We start from the raw sequence: 17,261 nt of genomic DNA on the forward strand, positions 1-17,261 counted from the left end.
ACGACAGTCTGCAAGGCGAGTCTTCGGCATTCACCGCGCCCGAAGCACCATCTTCGCAAGCCCACCCGAATCAACTAGAAGCTTCCCCCTTTGGAAAAGGGGGCAGGGGGGATTTGCTTTTGCTTTGCTTTCAGCGACTTCATCGCCTCCCCCCAAACAACAGCGGCCGCCCCACCGGGACGGCCGCCGCGTTGAAAACCGCGATCGCTCAGCGGGTCGAAATATTCTGCACCCCGCTCTCGCGCGCCGCCGACAGCGCGTGCGCGAATGCCTGATAGTCGGCATCGGCATTCGCGCCGACCTCGACCACCGTGTTCGGCGCGGTCTGCACCAAGGCCTTCAACGCCGCCGGCAATTCCGCGCGGGTCAGGGCCTGGCCATCAAGGGTGAACGCGCCACTGGCCTGCACCATCAACTCGGCCCGCGGCGGTGGCGTGTCCCGTTGCGGCCCGGGCACCGGCAGCCCGAGGTTCAAATTGCCGGTCAGCACCGGCGCGGTAACCATGAAGATGATCAGCAACACCAGCAGCACATCGACCAGCGGGGTGACGTTGATCTCGGCGACAGGCGCGTCGCCGGAATAAGCAGAAGCGGAGTAGGTGGAGCCGGCCATATGCATCTCCCTCCATGGGCGGGGTGCCCGGCTTTACGTTAATCCCGTCACAGTTATCCGCGCAAGACATACCCCGTACACCGGCGATCCGCCGCGCGGCCACGAAGTCGACGCATAAAAAAACGCCGCCCAGTGGGCGGCGTTCTCACGACGGTAAGCGTCGGTTCCGGACGGAATTACTTCTGGACGAAACCGATTTTTTTCATGTCTGCGTTCTTGGCGTAAGCCAGCACCTTGGCGAGCGTGCCGTATTCGGCATCCTCGTTGGTGTCGATTTCTAGCAGAGGTTGATTGGTGGGATCGCGCTGCACCGTTTCCTTCATCATCCCCGGGATCGCCGCGATGGGCGTGGGGTTGTTGTTCCAGAACACCTGACCGGTCGCATCGATCCGCAGCTGGATCGGCGGCGGCGGTTCTTGCGTCACGGGCGGCGGAACGCTGGTCGGTTGGGGCAGGTTGACGTCGATCGGGTAAGACACCGTCGGTGCCGTGACCATGAAGATGATCAGCAGCACCAGCAGCACGTCGACCAGCGGGGTCACGTTGATGTCGGAAATCGCGCCGCTATCGGAGTTGTTACTGAAAGCCATGGGACTGTTCTCCGATTAACGTTCTTTGATCGCGACGAAGCCGACTTTGCGCATGCCTTGCCGCTGCGCAACCGTCACCACCGAATTGACGACCTTGTACTTCGTGGTGCGGTCGCCGCGGACGTTGATCGGCGGTTGCGGCGTTTTCTGCGCCTCAACCGACAAACGGCTTTCGAGCTGATCCATGGTGACCGGCTCATCGTTCCAGTAGATCGCGCCGCTGTCCTGGATGGCCACGGTGATCGGCGTGACCTTGGACGGCTCCTCGGGCTTGGCGAGGGTGGCTTCGGGCAGTTTGATCTCGACCTTATGGGTCATCAGCGGTGCGGTGATCATGAAGATGATCAACAGCACCAGCATCACGTCCACGAGGGGCGTGACGTTGATGGTAGCCATCGGGCCGTTGTCGTTGCCTGTACTGAAGGCCATGTCCGAACTCCAACTACGCTAAAAGTGAAGGCGTGTGTTGCTTAGCGCTTGCTCGCCACTTCGCCGACGCGCGAGCCGGTGGCGAAGAAGTCGTGCAGGTCGTGGGCGAAGGTGTCGAACTTGTTGTTCGTGACGCGGTTCAGGCGGACGAAGAAGTTGTAAGCCAACACCGCCGGGATCGCGACGAACAGACCGATCGCGGTCATGATCAGCGCCTCGCCGACCGGGCCGGCAACGGCCTGAATCGAGGACTCGCCGCTGGCGCCCAGGCGCAGCAGGGCGTGGTAGATGCCCCACACGGTGCCGAGCAGACCGACGAACGGAGCGGTCGAGCCGACGGTGGCGAGCACGGTCAGACCGGCTTCCAGACGCGAGCTCTCACGGGTGACGGCCTGACGCAGGGCGCGGTCGACGAACTCCGAACGGTTCAGCGACTCGACCAGGCGCGAGCCTTCGTGACGCTGGTGGTGCGCGGCGGCCTGAGCGGCATCGAGCGCGATCTTGGAGAACGGCTCGCTGCGCGACTGCTCTTCCATGTAACGGATGGCGTCCTGCGCGTTCGGGGTTTCCCAGAACGTGCTGACGACGCGGTCGGAACTGCCGCGCAGGCGGAGGTTCTTGACGAAATTGATGACGATCCAATAGACCGACAGAACCGACATCAGCGTGAGCGTGATGAACACGATCCAGCCAACGGCGTCGAAGTTTTGCAACAGATGCGAGAAGCTCATCTGCTGAAGTGCTTCAGCGTTAGAGCCTCCGGCGGCGGCGGTGGTGGTTTGCTGCAGCATGACGCTTACCTTTGAATGTCGTGGAAAGGAAAGAAGGTAGTACGTATTACTTAATGCGACTTACAACTGTCCGTGGAACCCGATCAGTTCGGCGGGACGAAATCGACGGGCACTCGGACGCGGCTGGCGATCGGTTGACCGTTGCGCACTTCCGGGTTGAAGCGCCACTTGCGTGCGGCATCCATGGCCGCGCGGTCCAGGTTGCGGTTGCGACTGGATTTCTCGACCTGCACGTCCAGCACGTTGCCCTGGGCATCGATGCTGATCACCAGGACCACCGTGCCGCCCACGCCCTGACGGGCTTCGGTCGGCGGGTACTTGGGCGGGTTCAGACGGCGCGAAGACGGATCGACGCCGGAATTGATATCGCTGGCGGCGGCCGGCGGCGACGGCGGAGCCGGCGGCGGCGCGGGCGGATCGATCGGACTGGGGTCCAGATTCTCGACCGGCGGCTGATCCGGCGGCGGCGGCGTCGGAGTCGGTCGCGGCGGCGACAGTTCCTTCGGCGGCGTCGTGATCGGCTTCGGCGGATCCGGCGGCGGCGGCGGCGGCGGCGGGGGCGGCGGCGGCGGCTTGATGATGTTGACCATCGTCACCTGCTCTTCTTCCTGCTGCTGTGCGGGCGGCGTCATCGGGGCCAGCAACAGCAGGAGCGCCGCGGCATGCACGGCGATCGCACAGGTGATACCGGCAATACGTGCCCAGTTCAAACCTTCGCGGTCGTCATCATTCCTAACTTGGAGTTCGAGGTCTTGCGTCATGCCGTCAGCTCGGGAGGTGTTTCCGGACGCCGGGGCGCCTCGGGCCATCGTTCGGTTCGTGCAACCGTTTCCAGTCGCGCGAACCTCCTAGCATATACCAAACCGCGTCACAGGTTCCAAGCGCGGTTAGGCTCTCTTTGCCGAAATTACTTGCCTTTCAGCGCGAGAATCTTCTTGGCGTCGTCGGGCTTTTTAACGCCCTTGGCGATCGCCTGCTTGGCGGCTTCCTTAGCCTCTGGAATGCGGTCCTCCGACCACAGCACGCGAGCGAGATTCAGATACGTCTCACCGTCGGGTGCGAGCGGGGCTGCTTTCTTGTACGCGTCGATCGACTTCGCCGCTTGCTCGGAGAAGTAGTACGACTGCGCCAACGCGACGTAAGCCTGGTAGTCCGGCTTGAGGATGCCCTTTTCCAGGCCCTCGGTGATCACGCTGGCCGCCTGCTTCTCCTTGCCATCCAGATTGAGGTAGGTGGAGTAGAGCTGGCGGTAATCCTTGTCTTCGGTGAACTGGCCGGCGGCGCGCATCTTCTCGAGCACGGCGGCGGCCTTGTCGAGCATGTCGGCCTGCGAATAGACCGCGGCGACGTTCATCTGCGCGCGCTTGTCGTTCGGGTTCTTGGCCGCGATCTGCTCGGCGACCTTGGCCGCTTCGGCGCCCTGGTTGCCTTCCACGTAGGTGGCCATCAGCAGGTTCTGCCACTCGGGCTTGGGATCGGGCGAGGCGGCGATCGCCTGCTTGATCACGGTGGCGGCTTCCGGGTAGCGCTCCAGGCGGTACAGCACGTTGCCCTTGATGATCAGGTGCTCGGGCTTGGTGCTCTTGGATTCGTTGAGGAAGCGGTCGATGGTGGCCAGCGACTCGGCGTACTGCTCTTCCTGCAACTGCAGCTGGGCCAGCACGAACATGCGGTCGAAGTGGCTGTTGTTGTCGAGACCGTTGATCTCGATCGCCTTCTTCACGTACTCCATCGCGGCCTTGTTGTCGTCGGCGTCGTAGGCGACCTGGAAACCGATCTGGGCGGCGAAGGAGCGCTCGTAGGCGTTGAGCGAGGTGTCGGCGATGATCGCGTCGGCCTGGGCGCGCGCGTCGGCGGCTTTCTCCTTGTCGAACGCGTCCATCATCTTCTGCAGCTTGGCGCCGCCCTTGGACGAGGCCTTGGCGTCCGGCGCGGTGCGCGTCGCGTTCGGGTACTGATTCTCGACCTTGGCCGGCGCGCCGGCGGTCTTGTTGCTCTCGCGTGCCGCGCGGCGCTGGGCCGAACGCTCCGAGGCGGTCTGGGCGGTGGCCTGGGACACGGCACCGAACACCAGCACCGCGCCGATAGCGGCGGCGAGCAGGGTGCTGTTGCGGGTGGGTTGCTTGTTCATGGACTCACCTCTAAGAGACTCAGCGGCCGCGGACCGGGGGCCTTGCGGCGGAACGGCGCAAGGCCAAGGGGCCGCCAACCTAACAGAAACTCGGGTCGACGCGATACGGGTCTGAACCACTGTTCAGTAATTCGCTTTCATCCACACTTCGGCGTACGGCCGGCCGCGCGGGCCTGTTCGTAAACCGGAATCAGGGCGCCGGCGCGGGCATTGAGTTCCTGGATGCGCGATTGCGGGTCGGGGTGGGTGGACAGCCATTGCGGCGGCCGCGAGCTGCTGGCCGAGATCATGTTCTGCCACAGATTCACGGCCTGTCGCGGGTCGTAACCGGCCTGCGCCATGAGCCGCTGGCCGACCACGTCGGCCTCGCTTTCCTGGGTGCGCGATCCGGGCAGCAAGAACGCGGTCTGCAGCGCGGCGCCGCCCAATTGGCCGGTCGCGCTGGCCGCGCCTTCGCCGTAACGCGCGCCGAGCAGACTGCCGACGATGTTGAGGCCGGTCTGCGCGCCCACCTGGCGGGTGATGCGTTCGTCGTGATGGCGGGAGACGACGTGGCCGATCTCGTGCGCGATCACCGCCGCGAGCTGATCCTGGTTCTTGGCGACGGTGAAAATGCCGGTATTCACGCCCACTTTTCCGCCTGGCAGGGCGAAGGCGTTGGGCGATTCGTCGACGAACACAGCCACGTCCCAGTTCGCCTGCCAGTTGGGCGGCAACTGCTGGGTGATCGAGCTGACCACGCAGCGCACGTAGGCGTTCTTGCGCGTGTCGGTGCTGAGTTTCTGCTTGCTTTTCGCATCCGCGAACGCTTGCGCGCCCATCTGGTCGAGCTGGGCCTGCGAGACCGCGCCGACGTGCTGGGTTCGCCCGGTCGGCGAGGTGGTGGTGGCGCAGGCGGTCGCGATCAGCGCGATCGACACCCCGAGCAGGATACGTTTCATGCGAGCTTTCCCCGTAGCAATCAGACCTTGTAGCGCCGCGTGGATTAACACTTCGTCAATTCCGGTTCGCGACTGCTGAACGAATGCCGCGAAACCGCTTCGGGCCTGCGACTCAGCTGCTCGCGAGCACCGCCGCCACCGCGATCAAATTGTTGATCGCATGTGCCACATACGCCGCCCACAGGCTGCCGCTGCGGTAATAGACCCAGCCGAAACACAGGCTCATGAAGCCGTACACCGCCCACAGCAGCAGCATGCTCCAGCCGTGGCTCACGCTCAGTCCGGGGGGCTCGTGCAGCAGCGCGAACGCGGCCGAGCTCAGCATCAGGCCGAGCCAGGGCCGACCGGCGGCCCACAGGCGGCCGAACAGCACGCGGCGGAACAGCAATTCCTCGTACGCCGGCGCGAGCACCACGGCGAAGATCAGCAACGCCACCGGATAGGCGCGGATCGCATCGCCGAGGACCATGTTGGTCGGGGTCATTTCGATGCCGCGTTGCTGCGCGAACCCGCCGATCAACGCGTTGAAGGTCAGGCAGACGATCACCGCCAGGGCGATCCAGCCCCAGGTCGAAATCCGCCACAGCGCGCGCCACGACGCAGCCCGTTCGGCGGCGTCGGACCTTCGACGAAAGTAGTAGACCAACAGCGCGCTGGCGGCGGTCGCGATCAGGCTGATGACGATCATCGCGCCCGAGTCGGCACCGATTTGCGCGGAATTCGACCCGCCCAGGCCGTGCGCGAAACCCCACAACGCGGTGCCGAGCAGCGACAAGGCCGCCATCAGAACGATGGATAGCAAAAGATCGACAAGGAAACCGCCAACTCCGGCAAACAACGGGAGTGGGGTGGAGGCGCTTTTTCGCGCCGGTGGCGTGGTCGGCGGCGCGAGATCCGACGACGACGCGGGGGCGACGCGCTCGCGCGCGTCGCCGGTGTCCTGATCCGCGGCGGGCTCAGACGTCGAGATTGGAGACCTTGAGCGCGTTGTCCTCGATGAACTCGCGGCGCGGTTCGACCACATCGCCCATCAGGGTGCTGAAGATCTGGTCGGCCGCCACGGCGTCCTCGATGCGCACCTGCAACAGACGGCGCGTTTCGGGATTGACCGTGGTGTCCCACAACTGCTCGGGATTCATTTCGCCCAGGCCCTTGAAGCGCTGGATCGCACGGCCCTTCTTGGCTTCCTCGAGCAACCAGGCCTGCGCCTGGGCGAAGCTGTTGATGGCCTGGTTGCGATTTCCGCGAATGATCTGCGCGCCTTCGCGGACCAGCCCATGCAGCATCGAGGCCGCTTCGCGCAGCGAACGCAGTTCGCCGCCTTCGAACGCCGACAACGGCAGCACCTGGATCAGTTGCTGGCCCATGTGGGTACGCGTGACCAGCAGCGCCGCCTGGCGCGTCTCGTTGGCCGGATGCAGCTGCAGCGCGTAGCGCGGCTTGCCCAGTCCGGTCTGGTTGAGGCGCTTTTCCAGCGCGTCGAGTTCGTGCCGCTCATCGACGTTGGCGAGCAGGTGCTCGGTGTCGAGCGGGGTGAAATCGATCAGCGCCTGCAGCACGTTGGGATCGTAGCGATGCGAGTTGCGCGCGATGGTCTCGCGCGCGCCGGCGTAGGCGAGCAGCAGTTTTTCCAGCGCCGCGCCTTCGATCGGCGGTTCGCCGGTCGCCGGAATCAACGCCGCGCCTTCGACCGCGTTGTTGGCCAGGTACTGGTCCAGCGCCGCGTCGTCCTTGAGATAAATCTCGTTCTTGCCCTGCTTGATCTTGTACAGCGGCGGCAGGCCGATGTAGATGTGGCCGCGCTCGATCAGCTCGGGCATCTGCCGGTAGAAGAACGTCAGCAGCAAGGTGCGGATGTGCGAGCCGTCGACGTCGGCGTCGGTCATCAGGATGATGCGGTGATAACGCAGCTTGTCCGGGTTGTACTCGTCCTTGCCGATGCCGGTGCCCAGCGCGGTGATCAAGGTGCCGACTTCGGCGCTGCCGAGCATGCGGTCGAAACGCGCGCGTTCGACGTTGAGGATCTTGCCCTTGAGCGGCAGGATCGCTTGCGTCTTGCGATTACGGCCTTGCTTGGCCGAGCCGCCCGCGGAGTCACCCTCGACGATGAACAGTTCGGACTTGGCCGGGTCTTTTTCCTGGCAGTCGGCGAGCTTGCCGGGCAGGCCGGCGATGTCGAGCGCGCCCTTGCGGCGGGTCAGGTCGCGCGCCTTGCGCGCGGCCTCGCGGGCGGTCGCCGCCTCGATGATCTTGCTGGTGATCGCGCGCGCTTCGTTGGGGTGTTCCTGCAGGAACTCCTCCAAACGTGTACCGAACGTGTTCTCAACGACCGGGCGCACCTCGGAACTGACCAGTTTTTCCTTGGTCTGCGAGGAAAAGCTCGGATCGGGCACCTTGACCGACAGCACCGCGATCATGCCTTCGCGCATGTCCTCGCCCGACAGCGCGATCTTGGACTGCTTGGCCGCGCCGGTCTTCTCGATGTAGTTGGCCAGCGTGCGGGTCAGCGCGGCGCGGAAACCGATCAGATGGGTGCCGCCGTCTTTCTGCGGGATGTTGTTGGTGAAGCAGAACATCGTTTCCTGGTAGGAATCGGTCCACTGCAACGCCACGTCGACGGTGATGCCGTTCATTTCGCCCGACACCGAGATCACGTTCGGATGCAGCGGCGTCTTGACCTGGGCCAGATGCTCGACGAAAGAACGGATGCCGCCCTCGTACTGGAACACGTCGCGTCGGCCTTCGCCGCGCTCGTCAACCAGAGTGATCTTGACGCCCGAGTTGAGGAACGACAGCTCGCGCAGGCGCTTGGCCAGGATGTCGTAGTGGAACTCGACGTCGGTGAAGATTTCCACCGCCGGCTTGAAGCGCAGCAGGGTGCCGCGCTTGGTCGAGGCTTCCAGCTGCTTGAGCGGGTAGATCGGCTCGCCCAGCGCGTATTCCTGCTGGTGATGGAAACCGTCGCGCCAGATGTTGAGCCACAGGTGCTCGGACAGCGCGTTGACCACCGACACGCCCACGCCGTGCAGGCCGCCGGAGACCTTGTAGCTGTTGTCGTCGAACTTGCCGCCGGCGTGCAGCACGGTGAGGATCACCTCGGCCGCGGACACGCCTTCTTCCTTGTGGATATCGACCGGGATACCGCGGCCGTTGTCGTAGCAGGAGACCGAACCGTCTTCGTGCAGCGTCACCACCACGTCGTCAGCGTGGCCGGCGAGGGCCTCGTCGATCGCGTTGTCGACCACCTCGAACACCATGTGATGCAGGCCGGTGCCGTCGTGGACATCGCCGATGTACATGCCCGGGCGCTTGCGCACCGCCTCGAGGCCGCGCAGGACGGTGATCTTGCTCGAGTCGTAGGTCTGCGGGGTTTGCGCGCTTTGCGGCGGGGTCGAACCGGTGGCCGATTCAGTCGAGGGGTCGTGCTCGGTGTTGGTCATTGCGTCAACAGGCTCCGATCGACGCGGGCTCCGGCGGGGCCGCCGGGTGCGTCGAGACACAGAAGATAAGTGATTGAAGTATAGCAGGCGGGCGGGGGTACCCGAGCCGTCCAAAGGGGCCCGCTGGCGGCCTGGAACGCGCTGCAGGCGCTGCGCGGAAGGCCGGACCGCGATTCGGTCCCTACACCCATAGATGCGGCCTTCAAGCGCGTTTTAAACTCGTCGCCCCGATCGTGTTCCACGTGGAACACGATCGCCCGTGTAGGAGCGGCGCGAGCCGCGACCGCGCCAATGAAGTGGCTTCGCAGGCTGGATTCCCCTGGACCAATGGAGCAACCGGGCTGTAAGCGGCAGAACGCCGCTACTTCATGTCTCAGTCGACGCTAACCGCCCGATTTCCGAAGCGCCACTAGAGAACAGGAACGCGCATCAAAGACCTCGACTCGCGAAGCCCCCGAGTGTGAGGCAAGTACCCGCTCCCTACTGCCGCTCGTGAAACCAGCCGTGGAACTCCCACGCCTACCGGTCCACCAACTCCCCGTGTTCCACGTGGAACCTGGCGAGTTCGACCTGCATCCCCGCCAGCGCCGGCGGATCATCGGTCCCGGTGATGAACACCTGCGCCCGGGACGCCAACAGGCGCTCCAACACCCGTCGCTGATGATTGCGATCCAGCTCGGAGGCCAGATCGTCCAGCGCCACCACCGGCCACTCGCCCAACACCGCCGCATGATGCTCGGCCTGCGCCAACAGAGCCGACAGCGCGGTCAACTTGGCCTGGCCGCGCGAAAGCGCCTCGCGCCCGGGCAAACCACCGAATCCGATCCGCCAATCGGCCCGATGCGGACCGACCGAGGTGTAACCGGCCAACTGATCGCGATCCCGCGCCAGTAGCAGGGCATCGGCCAGCGGAAATTCGTCGCGGCGCCAGCCGGGCAGGTAATCCAGGCGCACTTCGCCCAACGCGGGGGCCAGATCCGTCGCCAATGCGGCGAATCTGGGCTGCAACTGATCCAGATACTGCTGACGGCGCCGGGTCAGCGGCTCGCCTGCCTCGGCCAGCTCGCGGTCCCAGGCATCGAGCTGACCATCGCGGGCCCGCGCCTTGAGCAGGGCGTTGCGCTGCTTCAAGGCCCGGGTGTAACGCCGCCACAGCGGAGTGAAGTCTGGTTCCACGTGGAACAAACCCCAATCCAGATAACGACGGCGGATTTCGGCCGCGCCAGTGATCAGGGCGTGGCTGCCGGGCTCGAAACTGACCACCGCGAGTGCGGCGCATAGCTCGCCAAGCTGGGACACCGCCGAACCATCGAGCCGCCCGGTCCAATCTTGGCCGGAATGCCGCATGCCGGCCTTACGCTTCTGGTCGCGGCGCAGTTCCTGCCACTCGACGAAAACCTCGAGCGCCGGATCGCCCGCGCGGATCAGGCCGTCACGGACCCGGCCGCGGAAACTGCGCCCGTACGCCATCAGGTGCAGGGCCTCGAGCAGGCTGGTCTTGCCCGCGCCGTTTTCGCCGGTGATCAGGTTGATCCCGGGCTGGGGCGACAGGCTGACGTCGGCGAAACGCCGGAATCCGCGCAGGTCCAGGCGGGTTACATGCATCGCGGGATCATCGCAGAAGGGCTCGGGGAAGGGCGCGGACCGCGCCAAACACTTCGAAAACCACGTTTCAGCGGGATTTCGCGGCAGGAGCGGAGCAGGATCATCGCAGAAAAGCCCAGTCAGGGGTCGCCAGGAGGCGAGGCAACGCCGATACCGGCAAATCCGGTGGGTTGAACGATGGGCGATGCGCAAGCTGGTTGTAGCAGCCGGACCATCTGTCTTCCGAAAAGCTCAGCCGACATGGCCCCTGTCCGCAAATGCCCGAGCCGCCGGCCTGCGCCGCGCCGCAATACGAAAGCAGCGGCGGCCAGGAACACCAGCCGCTGCGACCACACACCCGAGTAAAAGACAGCCGGCAAGCCGATCGAGCCGACCCAAGCCCAATCGCCGGCTCAACGCACGGCAAATCCTTCGCGCCCACGTAACAGAGCGCCAGGAAACCGAAAACCCAAAAACAAACACGCCCGGACAAGCCGGGCGTGTGATGTTCCACGTGGAACCGGGTCGTGAAACCCGGCCCGATGCCGTGAATCAGAGCCGCAGCGGCATCACCACATGACGGCAGCGCTCGTTCGAGGCTTCGCGGACCAGCGCCGAGGAGTTGGCGTCGCGCAACGCGATCACCACATGCTCGTCCCGCAGCGCGGTCAGGGCGTCGAGCAGGTAATTGACGTTGAAACCCACCGCCAGGTCGTCGACCTTGGTGTCGGCCTCGACTTCTTCCTGCGCTTCTTCCTGTTCCGGGTTGTGCGCGCTGATCTTGAGCTGACCCGGGGTCACCTCGATGCGCACGCCGCGGTACTTCTCGTTCGACAGGATCGCCGCGCGCTGCAGCGAGGCACGCAGCACTTCGCGCTCGATCCGCACTTCCTTGTCAGCGCCGATCGGAATCACCGCTTCGTAATCCGGGAAACGGCCGTCGATCAGCTTGCTGGTGAAGGTCACATCGTCGCGCTTGACCCGGATGTGGCCGCGGCCCATCTCGATCTCGATCTCGCGATCGCCGCCTTCGAGCAGACGCTGCAGTTCCTGCACGCCCTTGCGCGGCACGATGATCTGACGCTTGGTCTGCGAGCCGCCTTCGTAAGCCGCTTCGCACAGCGCCAGACGGTGACCGTCGGTGGCGACGCAGCGCAGGCTGTTCTCGCGCAGGTCGAACAACAGGCCGTTGAGGTAATAGCGCACGTCCTGCTGGGCCATCGCGAACGCGGTGCGTTCGATCAGTTCCTTCAGCGCCGCTTCCGGCACTCGCACGCGCTCGGTGGCTTCGACTTCGTCGATCGACGGGAAGTCGTTGGCCGGCAGGCTGGCCAGGGTGAAGCGCGAACGCCCGGCCTGGACCGTGATCTTTTCGGCGGCCTGGCTGACCGTGACCTTGCTGCCGTCGGGCAGGGCTCGAATGATCTCGAACAGCTTGCGCGCCGGGATCGTGGTCTCGCCGTCCTTCGCATCGTCGACCGCAACGCGGGAAATCATTTCGACTTCCAGGTCGGTACCAGTCAGCGAAAGCTGCCCGTCCTTGACCTGCACGAGCAGATTGGCGAGGACCGGCAAGGTCTGCCGGCGTTCGACGACATTGACCACTTGGGCCAACGGCTTGAGAAAGACTTCGCGTTGCAGACTGAAACGCATGCGGACCCCTTGGCCGTCTGTGGGCGCAAACCCAATTACTAAAGAGATGTATAAATCAAAAGCTTAGTGGCGGTGGTGTAGCGAAAATCGTTGGAGAACTGCCTTAAACCTTTGATCTATATGGTTTTTTCGGTACTTCAAAAGCGGGTAGAACTGGCTTGGTAGGGCGGGTGCAACCTGTGGATAGATTGCGCGCCTCGCGGCGGCCTCAAAGTTGTCCACAGTTTGTACGAGTTTGATCCCCCAAGTTGTGCCTTTCGCCAGCGCAGCTTACGGATTACCTTGTCCCTCGTCGCGCTGGACCACCGCGGCGAACGAGCGATATCGGCGAACCGCGGCTTGGCGACGGGTCCGATCGATGGGCAATGGATGACGGGCATCCAGTTTTCATCGCGAACCACGAGCCGCTGCGAAACAACCAACCGCGCCGCGAACGAACTTCAACCGCTGTCGTCCTGCGATCCCGTCTGGTGAGCGCAAACGCCGCGGCCGAACCACAGTTCCAACGTGCCGCAACATCGTCGTTTCGTTTACCGGCTCAACGTCGCGATTCGTAGCGAACGCGGGCTTCGATGCCGGGTAGGCCAATCGACGTGTTTCTACATTCTTGCTTGTACAACCCAGCGGCGTTCGGACCTTAGGTCGATCACTCGCTGAGCTTACTTATCCACTTGTGTTTCGTTGTTTCCGAGTCACCGGTCTATCAGCCCAGCCGGCATCACTCGCTGAGCTTGCGAATCAACTTGTCCCAGTCTTCGCGCAGCTTGCCGTCGGTTTCCATCAAGGTGCGGATCTGGCGGCAGGCGTGCAACACGGTCGTGTGGTCGCGGCCGGCGAAGGCATCGCCGATCTCCGGCAACGAGTGCTCGGTCAATTCCTTGGTCAGCGCCATGGCGACCTGACGAGGACGGGCGAGCGAGCGCGTACGCCGTTTCGACAACAAGTCCTTGATCTGAAGGCCGTAGTAGTCTGCCACGGTCTTTTGGATGTTGGGGATGCCGATCGCGTGCTGCTGCGCGCGCAGCAGGTCGCGCAGGGTTTCCTGGGCGAACTCGACGGTGATCGCGCGGCCGGTGAAGTTGGCGCGCGCGGTCAGGGTGTTGAGCGCGCCTTCCAGGTCGCGCACGTTCGAACGCATCTTCTTGGCCAGCAGGAAGGCGACTTCCTCGGGAATCGCGGCGCCGCGTTCCTTGGCCTTGGAGATCACGATCTGGGCGCGGGTCTCGAAGTCAGGCGGCTCGATCGCCACCGACAGGCCCCAGGCCAGGCGCGATTTCAAGCGCGGCTCCAGGCCTTCGACTTCGCGCGGGTAGCGGTCGCAGGTCAGGATGATCTGCTGCTTGCCGTCGAACAACGCATTGAAGGTGTGGAAAAACTCCTCCTGGGTGCGGTCCTTGCCGGCGAAGAATTGAATGTCGTCGATCAGCAGCGCGTCCACGCGTTGGAACTGGCGCTTGAACTGATCCATGGTCTTGTCCTGCAGCGACTTCATCATCGCGCTGAAGAACTGTTCCGAACGCAGGTACATCACCCGCATGGCCGGATTGGCCTCGCGCATGGCGTTGCCGGCGGCGAACATCAGATGGGTCTTGCCCAGGCCGGTGCCGCCGTACAGCAGCAGCGGGTTGTGCGCGCGCTCGCCGGGTTTCTGCGCGGCCTGCAACGCGGCGGCGCGGCCGAGCTGGTTGCTGCGGCCTTCGACGAAATTATCGAAGGTGTAGTGATTGTCGAGATTGCCCTGGAACGGCTCCGGCGGCGCCACCGGACGCGGCGCGGCGACGGTGATGTCGGCCTCGCGCGCGGGCGCGGTGACCACGCGCGGCAACGAACCCACTTCCAGGCTGACTTCCTCGCTGCCGGCGAAATACGACAGCAGTTCGCGGATCCGGCCCAGGTAGCGCTCGCGCACGTGCTCGACCACGAATGCGTTCGGCGCATAAAGCACCGTCACGGTATCGCGCTGGGTGGCTTGCAGCGGTTTCAACCAGGTGTGTACGTCTTCGACCGGAAATTCGGCTTCGAGGCGTTCGAGGCAGCGGGGCCAGGCATCCATCTGTAGTGCGTCTTCTTGTGCGTGCGTGTAGCTGACTCGGTCGACCGGCCGGCGCGATCCATGCGGGACGCGGCCGGAGACGGGCGAAAGCGGCCCCGCGCACGATGCTCACATCGCGACGGAGAAGGCCGGGGGGTCGGTCAGACTACCATCGAGGCCGGGTCCGGAACAGGACTAATCCACAGGTTCATGCACAGGCTGGGGTGGGCCGTAAGGCGGTGCGGGTCACGGATCGCAAAGCCCAAACTAAACAAAGGCTTGACCCGGACTCCTACGGTTCTATAGAATCCGCGGTCCTCTACGCCGTCTACATTCGAGCCGAATCATGGCCACCAAGCGCACCTACCAGCCCAGCAACCTCAAGCGTAAGCGCGACCACGGTTTCCGTGCCCGCATGGCGACTGCCGACGGCCGCAAGATTCTCGCCCGTCGTCGTGCCAAGGGCCGCAAGCGTCTCACCGCCTAAGCGTTGCCGGCGAACGCGCCGCGTCTGATCGCACCTGTCGTGCCGATCCCGCGTCGCGTCACCGATCGCATCCGATGAATTCGACCCGCTTCCCGCGCACCGCGCGGGTACGCGCGCGCTCCGATTTCGACCGAATCTTCAAGCATGGCCGGCGCGTGGCGCTGCCCGTGCTCGCTTTGCATTTCCAGCCCGATCCGGACCTCGCGCCGCGCATGGGCCTGGCGGTGTCGCGCAAGGTCGATCCGCACGCGGTCGGCCGCAACCGCATCAAGCGCGTGCTGCGCGATGCCTTTCGCCATGTGCGCGACGAGCTTCCGCGCGGCGACTATGTCCTCGTCGCCCGACCCGGCGCCTCGCGCTGCAGCGGCGAGGAACTCCGCGCGGCCTTCCTGAGTCTGCTCAAGCGCGCCGCGCCCCGGCCGGCGCCCGCATTGCCCGCAACTGCGGCGCCCGGCACAATGCCGGCCGCTTCCCCTTCCGACCCCATGCCGGACCCCGGTCCCGGCTGAGCCTGCCTGCTGCCCATGAACCAGACCCGTGCTTTTCTGATCCTCGCCTGGCTGATGGTGGCGACCTTGCTGTGGATGGAGTGGGGCAAGGAGAAATCCGCGCCGCCGCCGACCGCCGCGCCGGCGATCGTCGCCCCGGCCAGCACCGTGCCCAGCGCCGCCAATGGCGCCGTGGCCGCGGTGCCCGGTGTGCCGAGCGCCGCCCCGGCCGTGCCTGGTTCGCCTACCGCGCCGGCTTCCGCCGCCAGCGCGGACGCCAGCGACGGCATCGTCACCGTGACCACCGATGTGCTCAAGGTGAACCTGCGCGGCGGCGAGCTCAGCGAAGCCGACCTGCTCAAGTACCCGATCAACTCCGAGCCCAACAGCCCGCCGATGCGGCTGCTGGCCAGCGACTCGACCTTGTTCTTCGTCGCCCAGAGCGGCTGGGTGAGCCAGGGCAACGCCGCGCCGACCCACGAGTCGGGTTTCCGTTTCGCCGGCCCGCAGCGCAATGTCGTCCTCGCCGACGGCGCGCGCGACCTGTCGGTGCCGTTCGTGTGGACCGGCCCGAACGGCGTGACCATCACCCGCACCTACAGCTTCCGCCGCGGCGACTACGCGGTGAAGGTGCGCGACGAAGTCGTCAACGCCAGCGCCGCGCCGTGGTCGGGTTTCGTCTACCGCCAGCTCAGCCGGGTGCCGCGCGAACTTGTCCACAAGGGCCCCTTCAGCCCGGAGCAGTACAGCTTCCAGGGCGCGGCGTGGTACAGCCCGACCGATAAGTACGAGAAGCGCAAGTTCGACAAGTTCGAAGACGACGGCAAGCTCGACAAGCAGGTCACCGGCGGCTGGATCGCGATGCTGCAGCACCACTTCTTCGCCGCCTGGATTCCGGGCACGAAGGACCAGGGCCAGTTCTCGCTCGAGCAGCTCAACGCCGGCGGTCTGCCGCAGTACCTGATCCGCGACCTCGGCCCGGGTGTCACCGTCGCCCCCGGCGCCAAGGCTGAAACCGAAGCGCGCCTGTGGATCGGCCCGAAGCTGGTCAAGGCGATCGAAGCGCAGAACGTGCAGGGCCTGGACCGCGCGGTCGACTTCAGCAGCTACAGCATCTTCGCGACCCTCGCCAACGGCCTGTTCTGGCTGCTGGAAAAACTGCACAACCTGTTCGGCAACTGGGGCTGGGCGATCATCGGCCTGGTGGTGCTGCTCAAGCTGGCGCTGTATCCGCTTTCGGCCGCGCAGTACAAGTCGGCGGCGAAGATGCGCAAGTTCCAGCCGCGCGTGGCTCAGCTCAAGGAGCGCTACGGCGAGGACAAGCAGAAGTTCCAGATGGCGCTGATGGAGCTGTACAAGAAAGAGAAGATCAACCCGGTCGGCGGCTGTCTGCCGCTGCTGCCGCAGATGATCATCTTCATGACCTTGTACTGGATGCTCGCCGAGTCGGTTGAGCTGCGGCATGCGCCGTGGATGCTGTGGATCCACGACCTGACCGCGCGCGACCCGTTCTTCGTGCTGCCGCTGATGAACATCGCGATCATGTGGACCACGCAGAAGCTCACGCCGATGACCGGCATGGACCCGGCGCAGGCCAAGATGATGCAGTTCATGCCGCTGATCTTCGGCGTGATCCTGGCGTTCCTGCCGGCCGGTTTGGTGCTGTATCAAGTGGCCAACGGCGGCCTGGGGCTGTTGCAGCAGTGGCTGACGACCAAGCGCTACGCCGAAGCCACGGCGACGCCGGGCAAGGATAAAGACAAGGACTGAGGTCGTTGTCGTTCCTGCCTTGATACGAAGCCCGCCGCATGGCGGGCTTCGTGTTTGTGGGGATGGGGTTTGGGCGACGAGTCGCGGGTGCGCGTGCTGTGCTTTCATGAGGCGCGCCTTCGTGAGGTGCGCACGCGTGCGCACCGTCTGCATGCGGCGCGACTCCGGGTGGTTGCATCGATCGCGATGCCATGTGTTTTGCTCGTCATCCCCGCGAAGGCGGGGATCCAGGGCTTCACCGCGGCAGGGCTCTGAAGTCTCTGGATCCCCGCCTTCGCGGGGATGACGGCGGTGAAGGTGGCTGCGATCTTC

At 64.8% G+C, this 17,261-nt stretch carries 16 protein-coding genes; 3 read left to right on the plus strand and 13 right to left on the minus strand.

Annotated elements, in window-relative coordinates:
- Positions 1 to 208 precede the first annotated feature (208 nt).
- The 12 genes from ASD86_RS08885 to dnaA all read right to left on the minus strand — a co-directional run bounded on the left by ASD86_RS08885 (position 209) and on the right by dnaA (position 14,225).
- Complete coding sequence (locus ASD86_RS08885; RefSeq protein WP_056109561.1) at positions 209 to 613, minus strand: biopolymer transporter ExbD; 405 nt, start codon at positions 611 to 613, stop codon at positions 209 to 211.
- A 176-nt stretch (positions 614 to 789) separates the two neighbouring features.
- The gene (locus ASD86_RS08890) at positions 790 to 1,203 is read right to left on the minus strand and encodes a biopolymer transporter ExbD (protein WP_036103323.1); all 414 of its coding nucleotides are present in this window, start codon (positions 1,201 to 1,203) and stop codon (positions 790 to 792) included.
- Positions 1,204 to 1,218: 15 nt separating this feature from the next.
- Positions 1,219 to 1,632: a biopolymer transporter ExbD gene (locus ASD86_RS08895; RefSeq protein ID WP_046658571.1), complete on the minus strand. Its 414-nt coding sequence runs from the start codon at positions 1,630 to 1,632 to the stop codon at positions 1,219 to 1,221.
- Between the two features lie 41 nt (positions 1,633 to 1,673).
- Positions 1,674 to 2,423, minus strand: a complete 750-nt coding sequence (locus tag ASD86_RS08900; protein ID WP_036103316.1) for a MotA/TolQ/ExbB proton channel family protein — start codon at positions 2,421 to 2,423, stop codon at positions 1,674 to 1,676.
- Between the two features lie 83 nt (positions 2,424 to 2,506).
- Positions 2,507 to 3,184, minus strand: a complete 678-nt coding sequence (locus ASD86_RS08905) for an energy transducer TonB (RefSeq protein ID WP_056109564.1) — start codon at positions 3,182 to 3,184, stop codon at positions 2,507 to 2,509.
- Between the two features lie 146 nt (positions 3,185 to 3,330).
- Positions 3,331 to 4,554 carry a tetratricopeptide repeat protein gene (locus tag ASD86_RS08910; RefSeq protein ID WP_056109566.1) on the minus strand — a complete coding sequence of 408 codons (1,224 nt, stop codon included), beginning with the start codon at positions 4,552 to 4,554 and terminating at the stop codon, positions 3,331 to 3,333.
- 137 nt (positions 4,555 to 4,691) lie between these two features.
- Complete coding sequence (locus ASD86_RS08915; protein ID WP_056109568.1) at positions 4,692 to 5,495, minus strand: M48 family metallopeptidase; 804 nt, start codon at positions 5,493 to 5,495, stop codon at positions 4,692 to 4,694.
- Positions 5,496 to 5,607: 112 nt separating this feature from the next.
- Positions 5,608 to 6,279 (minus strand): type II CAAX endopeptidase family protein, encoded by a 672-nt coding sequence (locus ASD86_RS08920; RefSeq protein ID WP_056109570.1) that lies wholly within the window; start codon positions 6,277 to 6,279, stop codon positions 5,608 to 5,610.
- A gap of 172 nt (positions 6,280 to 6,451) precedes the next feature.
- The gene (gene gyrB / locus ASD86_RS08925) at positions 6,452 to 8,935 is read right to left on the minus strand and encodes a DNA topoisomerase (ATP-hydrolyzing) subunit B (protein WP_056109572.1); all 2,484 of its coding nucleotides are present in this window, start codon (positions 8,933 to 8,935) and stop codon (positions 6,452 to 6,454) included.
- 519 nt (positions 8,936 to 9,454) lie between these two features.
- Positions 9,455 to 10,540, minus strand: coding sequence for a DNA replication/repair protein RecF (gene recF, locus ASD86_RS08930; RefSeq protein ID WP_056109574.1), 1,086 nt, complete (start codon positions 10,538 to 10,540; stop codon positions 9,455 to 9,457).
- 531 nt (positions 10,541 to 11,071) lie between these two features.
- Entirely contained in the window at positions 11,072 to 12,172 is a 1,101-nt protein-coding gene (gene dnaN / locus ASD86_RS08935) for a DNA polymerase III subunit beta (RefSeq protein ID WP_046658564.1), read from the minus strand.
- A 718-nt stretch (positions 12,173 to 12,890) separates the two neighbouring features.
- Positions 12,891 to 14,225 carry a chromosomal replication initiator protein DnaA gene (gene dnaA / locus ASD86_RS08940; RefSeq protein ID WP_056109576.1) on the minus strand — a complete coding sequence of 445 codons (1,335 nt, stop codon included), beginning with the start codon at positions 14,223 to 14,225 and terminating at the stop codon, positions 12,891 to 12,893.
- Positions 14,226 to 14,550: 325 nt separating this feature from the next.
- On the opposite strand from dnaA, the gene rpmH reads away from it, so the two are divergent.
- From rpmH to yidC, 3 genes are all read left to right on the plus strand, one after another.
- Entirely contained in the window at positions 14,551 to 14,691 is a 141-nt protein-coding gene (gene rpmH / locus ASD86_RS08945; RefSeq protein ID WP_027083663.1) for a 50S ribosomal protein L34, read from the plus strand.
- Positions 14,692 to 14,765: 74 nt separating this feature from the next.
- Complete coding sequence (gene rnpA / locus ASD86_RS08950; RefSeq protein WP_046658563.1) at positions 14,766 to 15,200, plus strand: ribonuclease P protein component; 435 nt, start codon at positions 14,766 to 14,768, stop codon at positions 15,198 to 15,200.
- 15 nt (positions 15,201 to 15,215) lie between these two features.
- A complete protein-coding gene (yidC, locus tag ASD86_RS08955) occupies positions 15,216 to 16,949 on the plus strand; it encodes a membrane protein insertase YidC (RefSeq protein ID WP_056109578.1) in 1,734 nt (577 codons plus the stop codon).
- A gap of 104 nt (positions 16,950 to 17,053) precedes the next feature.
- Here yidC and ASD86_RS27750 read toward each other — a convergent pair.
- The coding region (locus ASD86_RS27750; protein ID WP_235567706.1) for a hypothetical protein at positions 17,054 to 17,261 on the minus strand (208 nt) is incomplete at its 5' end.

Source organism: Lysobacter sp. Root690 (assembly GCF_001427785.1).
In the GTDB taxonomy this organism is placed as follows: Bacteria; Pseudomonadota; Gammaproteobacteria; order Xanthomonadales; family Xanthomonadaceae; genus Lysobacter.

What these genes read in the sequence shown, in the direction of transcription:
- dnaA (WP_056109576.1), bottom strand. Translation starts at nt 14,225, where the DNA reads ATGGATGCCTGGCCCCGCTGCCTCGAACGCCTCGAAGCCGAATTTCCG.
- ASD86_RS08890 (WP_036103323.1), bottom strand. Translation starts at nt 1,203, where the DNA reads ATGGCTTTCAGTAACAACTCCGATAGCGGCGCGATTTCCGACATCAAC.
- rpmH (WP_027083663.1), top strand. Translation starts at nt 14,551, where the DNA reads ATGGCCACCAAGCGCACCTACCAGCCCAGCAACCTCAAGCGTAAGCGC.
- rnpA (WP_046658563.1), top strand. Translation starts at nt 14,766, where the DNA reads ATGAATTCGACCCGCTTCCCGCGCACCGCGCGGGTACGCGCGCGCTCC.
- ASD86_RS08910 (WP_056109566.1), bottom strand. Translation starts at nt 4,554, where the DNA reads ATGAACAAGCAACCCACCCGCAACAGCACCCTGCTCGCCGCCGCTATC.
- yidC (WP_056109578.1), top strand. Translation starts at nt 15,216, where the DNA reads ATGAACCAGACCCGTGCTTTTCTGATCCTCGCCTGGCTGATGGTGGCG.
- ASD86_RS08895 (WP_046658571.1), bottom strand. Translation starts at nt 1,632, where the DNA reads ATGGCCTTCAGTACAGGCAACGACAACGGCCCGATGGCTACCATCAAC.
- dnaN (WP_046658564.1), bottom strand. Translation starts at nt 12,172, where the DNA reads ATGCGTTTCAGTCTGCAACGCGAAGTCTTTCTCAAGCCGTTGGCCCAA.
- ASD86_RS08900 (WP_036103316.1), bottom strand. Translation starts at nt 2,423, where the DNA reads ATGCTGCAGCAAACCACCACCGCCGCCGCCGGAGGCTCTAACGCTGAA.
- ASD86_RS08920 (WP_056109570.1), bottom strand. Translation starts at nt 6,279, where the DNA reads ATGGCGGCCTTGTCGCTGCTCGGCACCGCGTTGTGGGGTTTCGCGCAC.
- gyrB (WP_056109572.1), bottom strand. Translation starts at nt 8,935, where the DNA reads ATGACCAACACCGAGCACGACCCCTCGACTGAATCGGCCACCGGTTCG.
- ASD86_RS08915 (WP_056109568.1), bottom strand. Translation starts at nt 5,495, where the DNA reads ATGAAACGTATCCTGCTCGGGGTGTCGATCGCGCTGATCGCGACCGCC.
- ASD86_RS08905 (WP_056109564.1), bottom strand. Translation starts at nt 3,184, where the DNA reads ATGACGCAAGACCTCGAACTCCAAGTTAGGAATGATGACGACCGCGAA.
- recF (WP_056109574.1), bottom strand. Translation starts at nt 10,540, where the DNA reads ATGCATGTAACCCGCCTGGACCTGCGCGGATTCCGGCGTTTCGCCGAC.
- ASD86_RS08885 (WP_056109561.1), bottom strand. Translation starts at nt 613, where the DNA reads ATGGCCGGCTCCACCTACTCCGCTTCTGCTTATTCCGGCGACGCGCCT.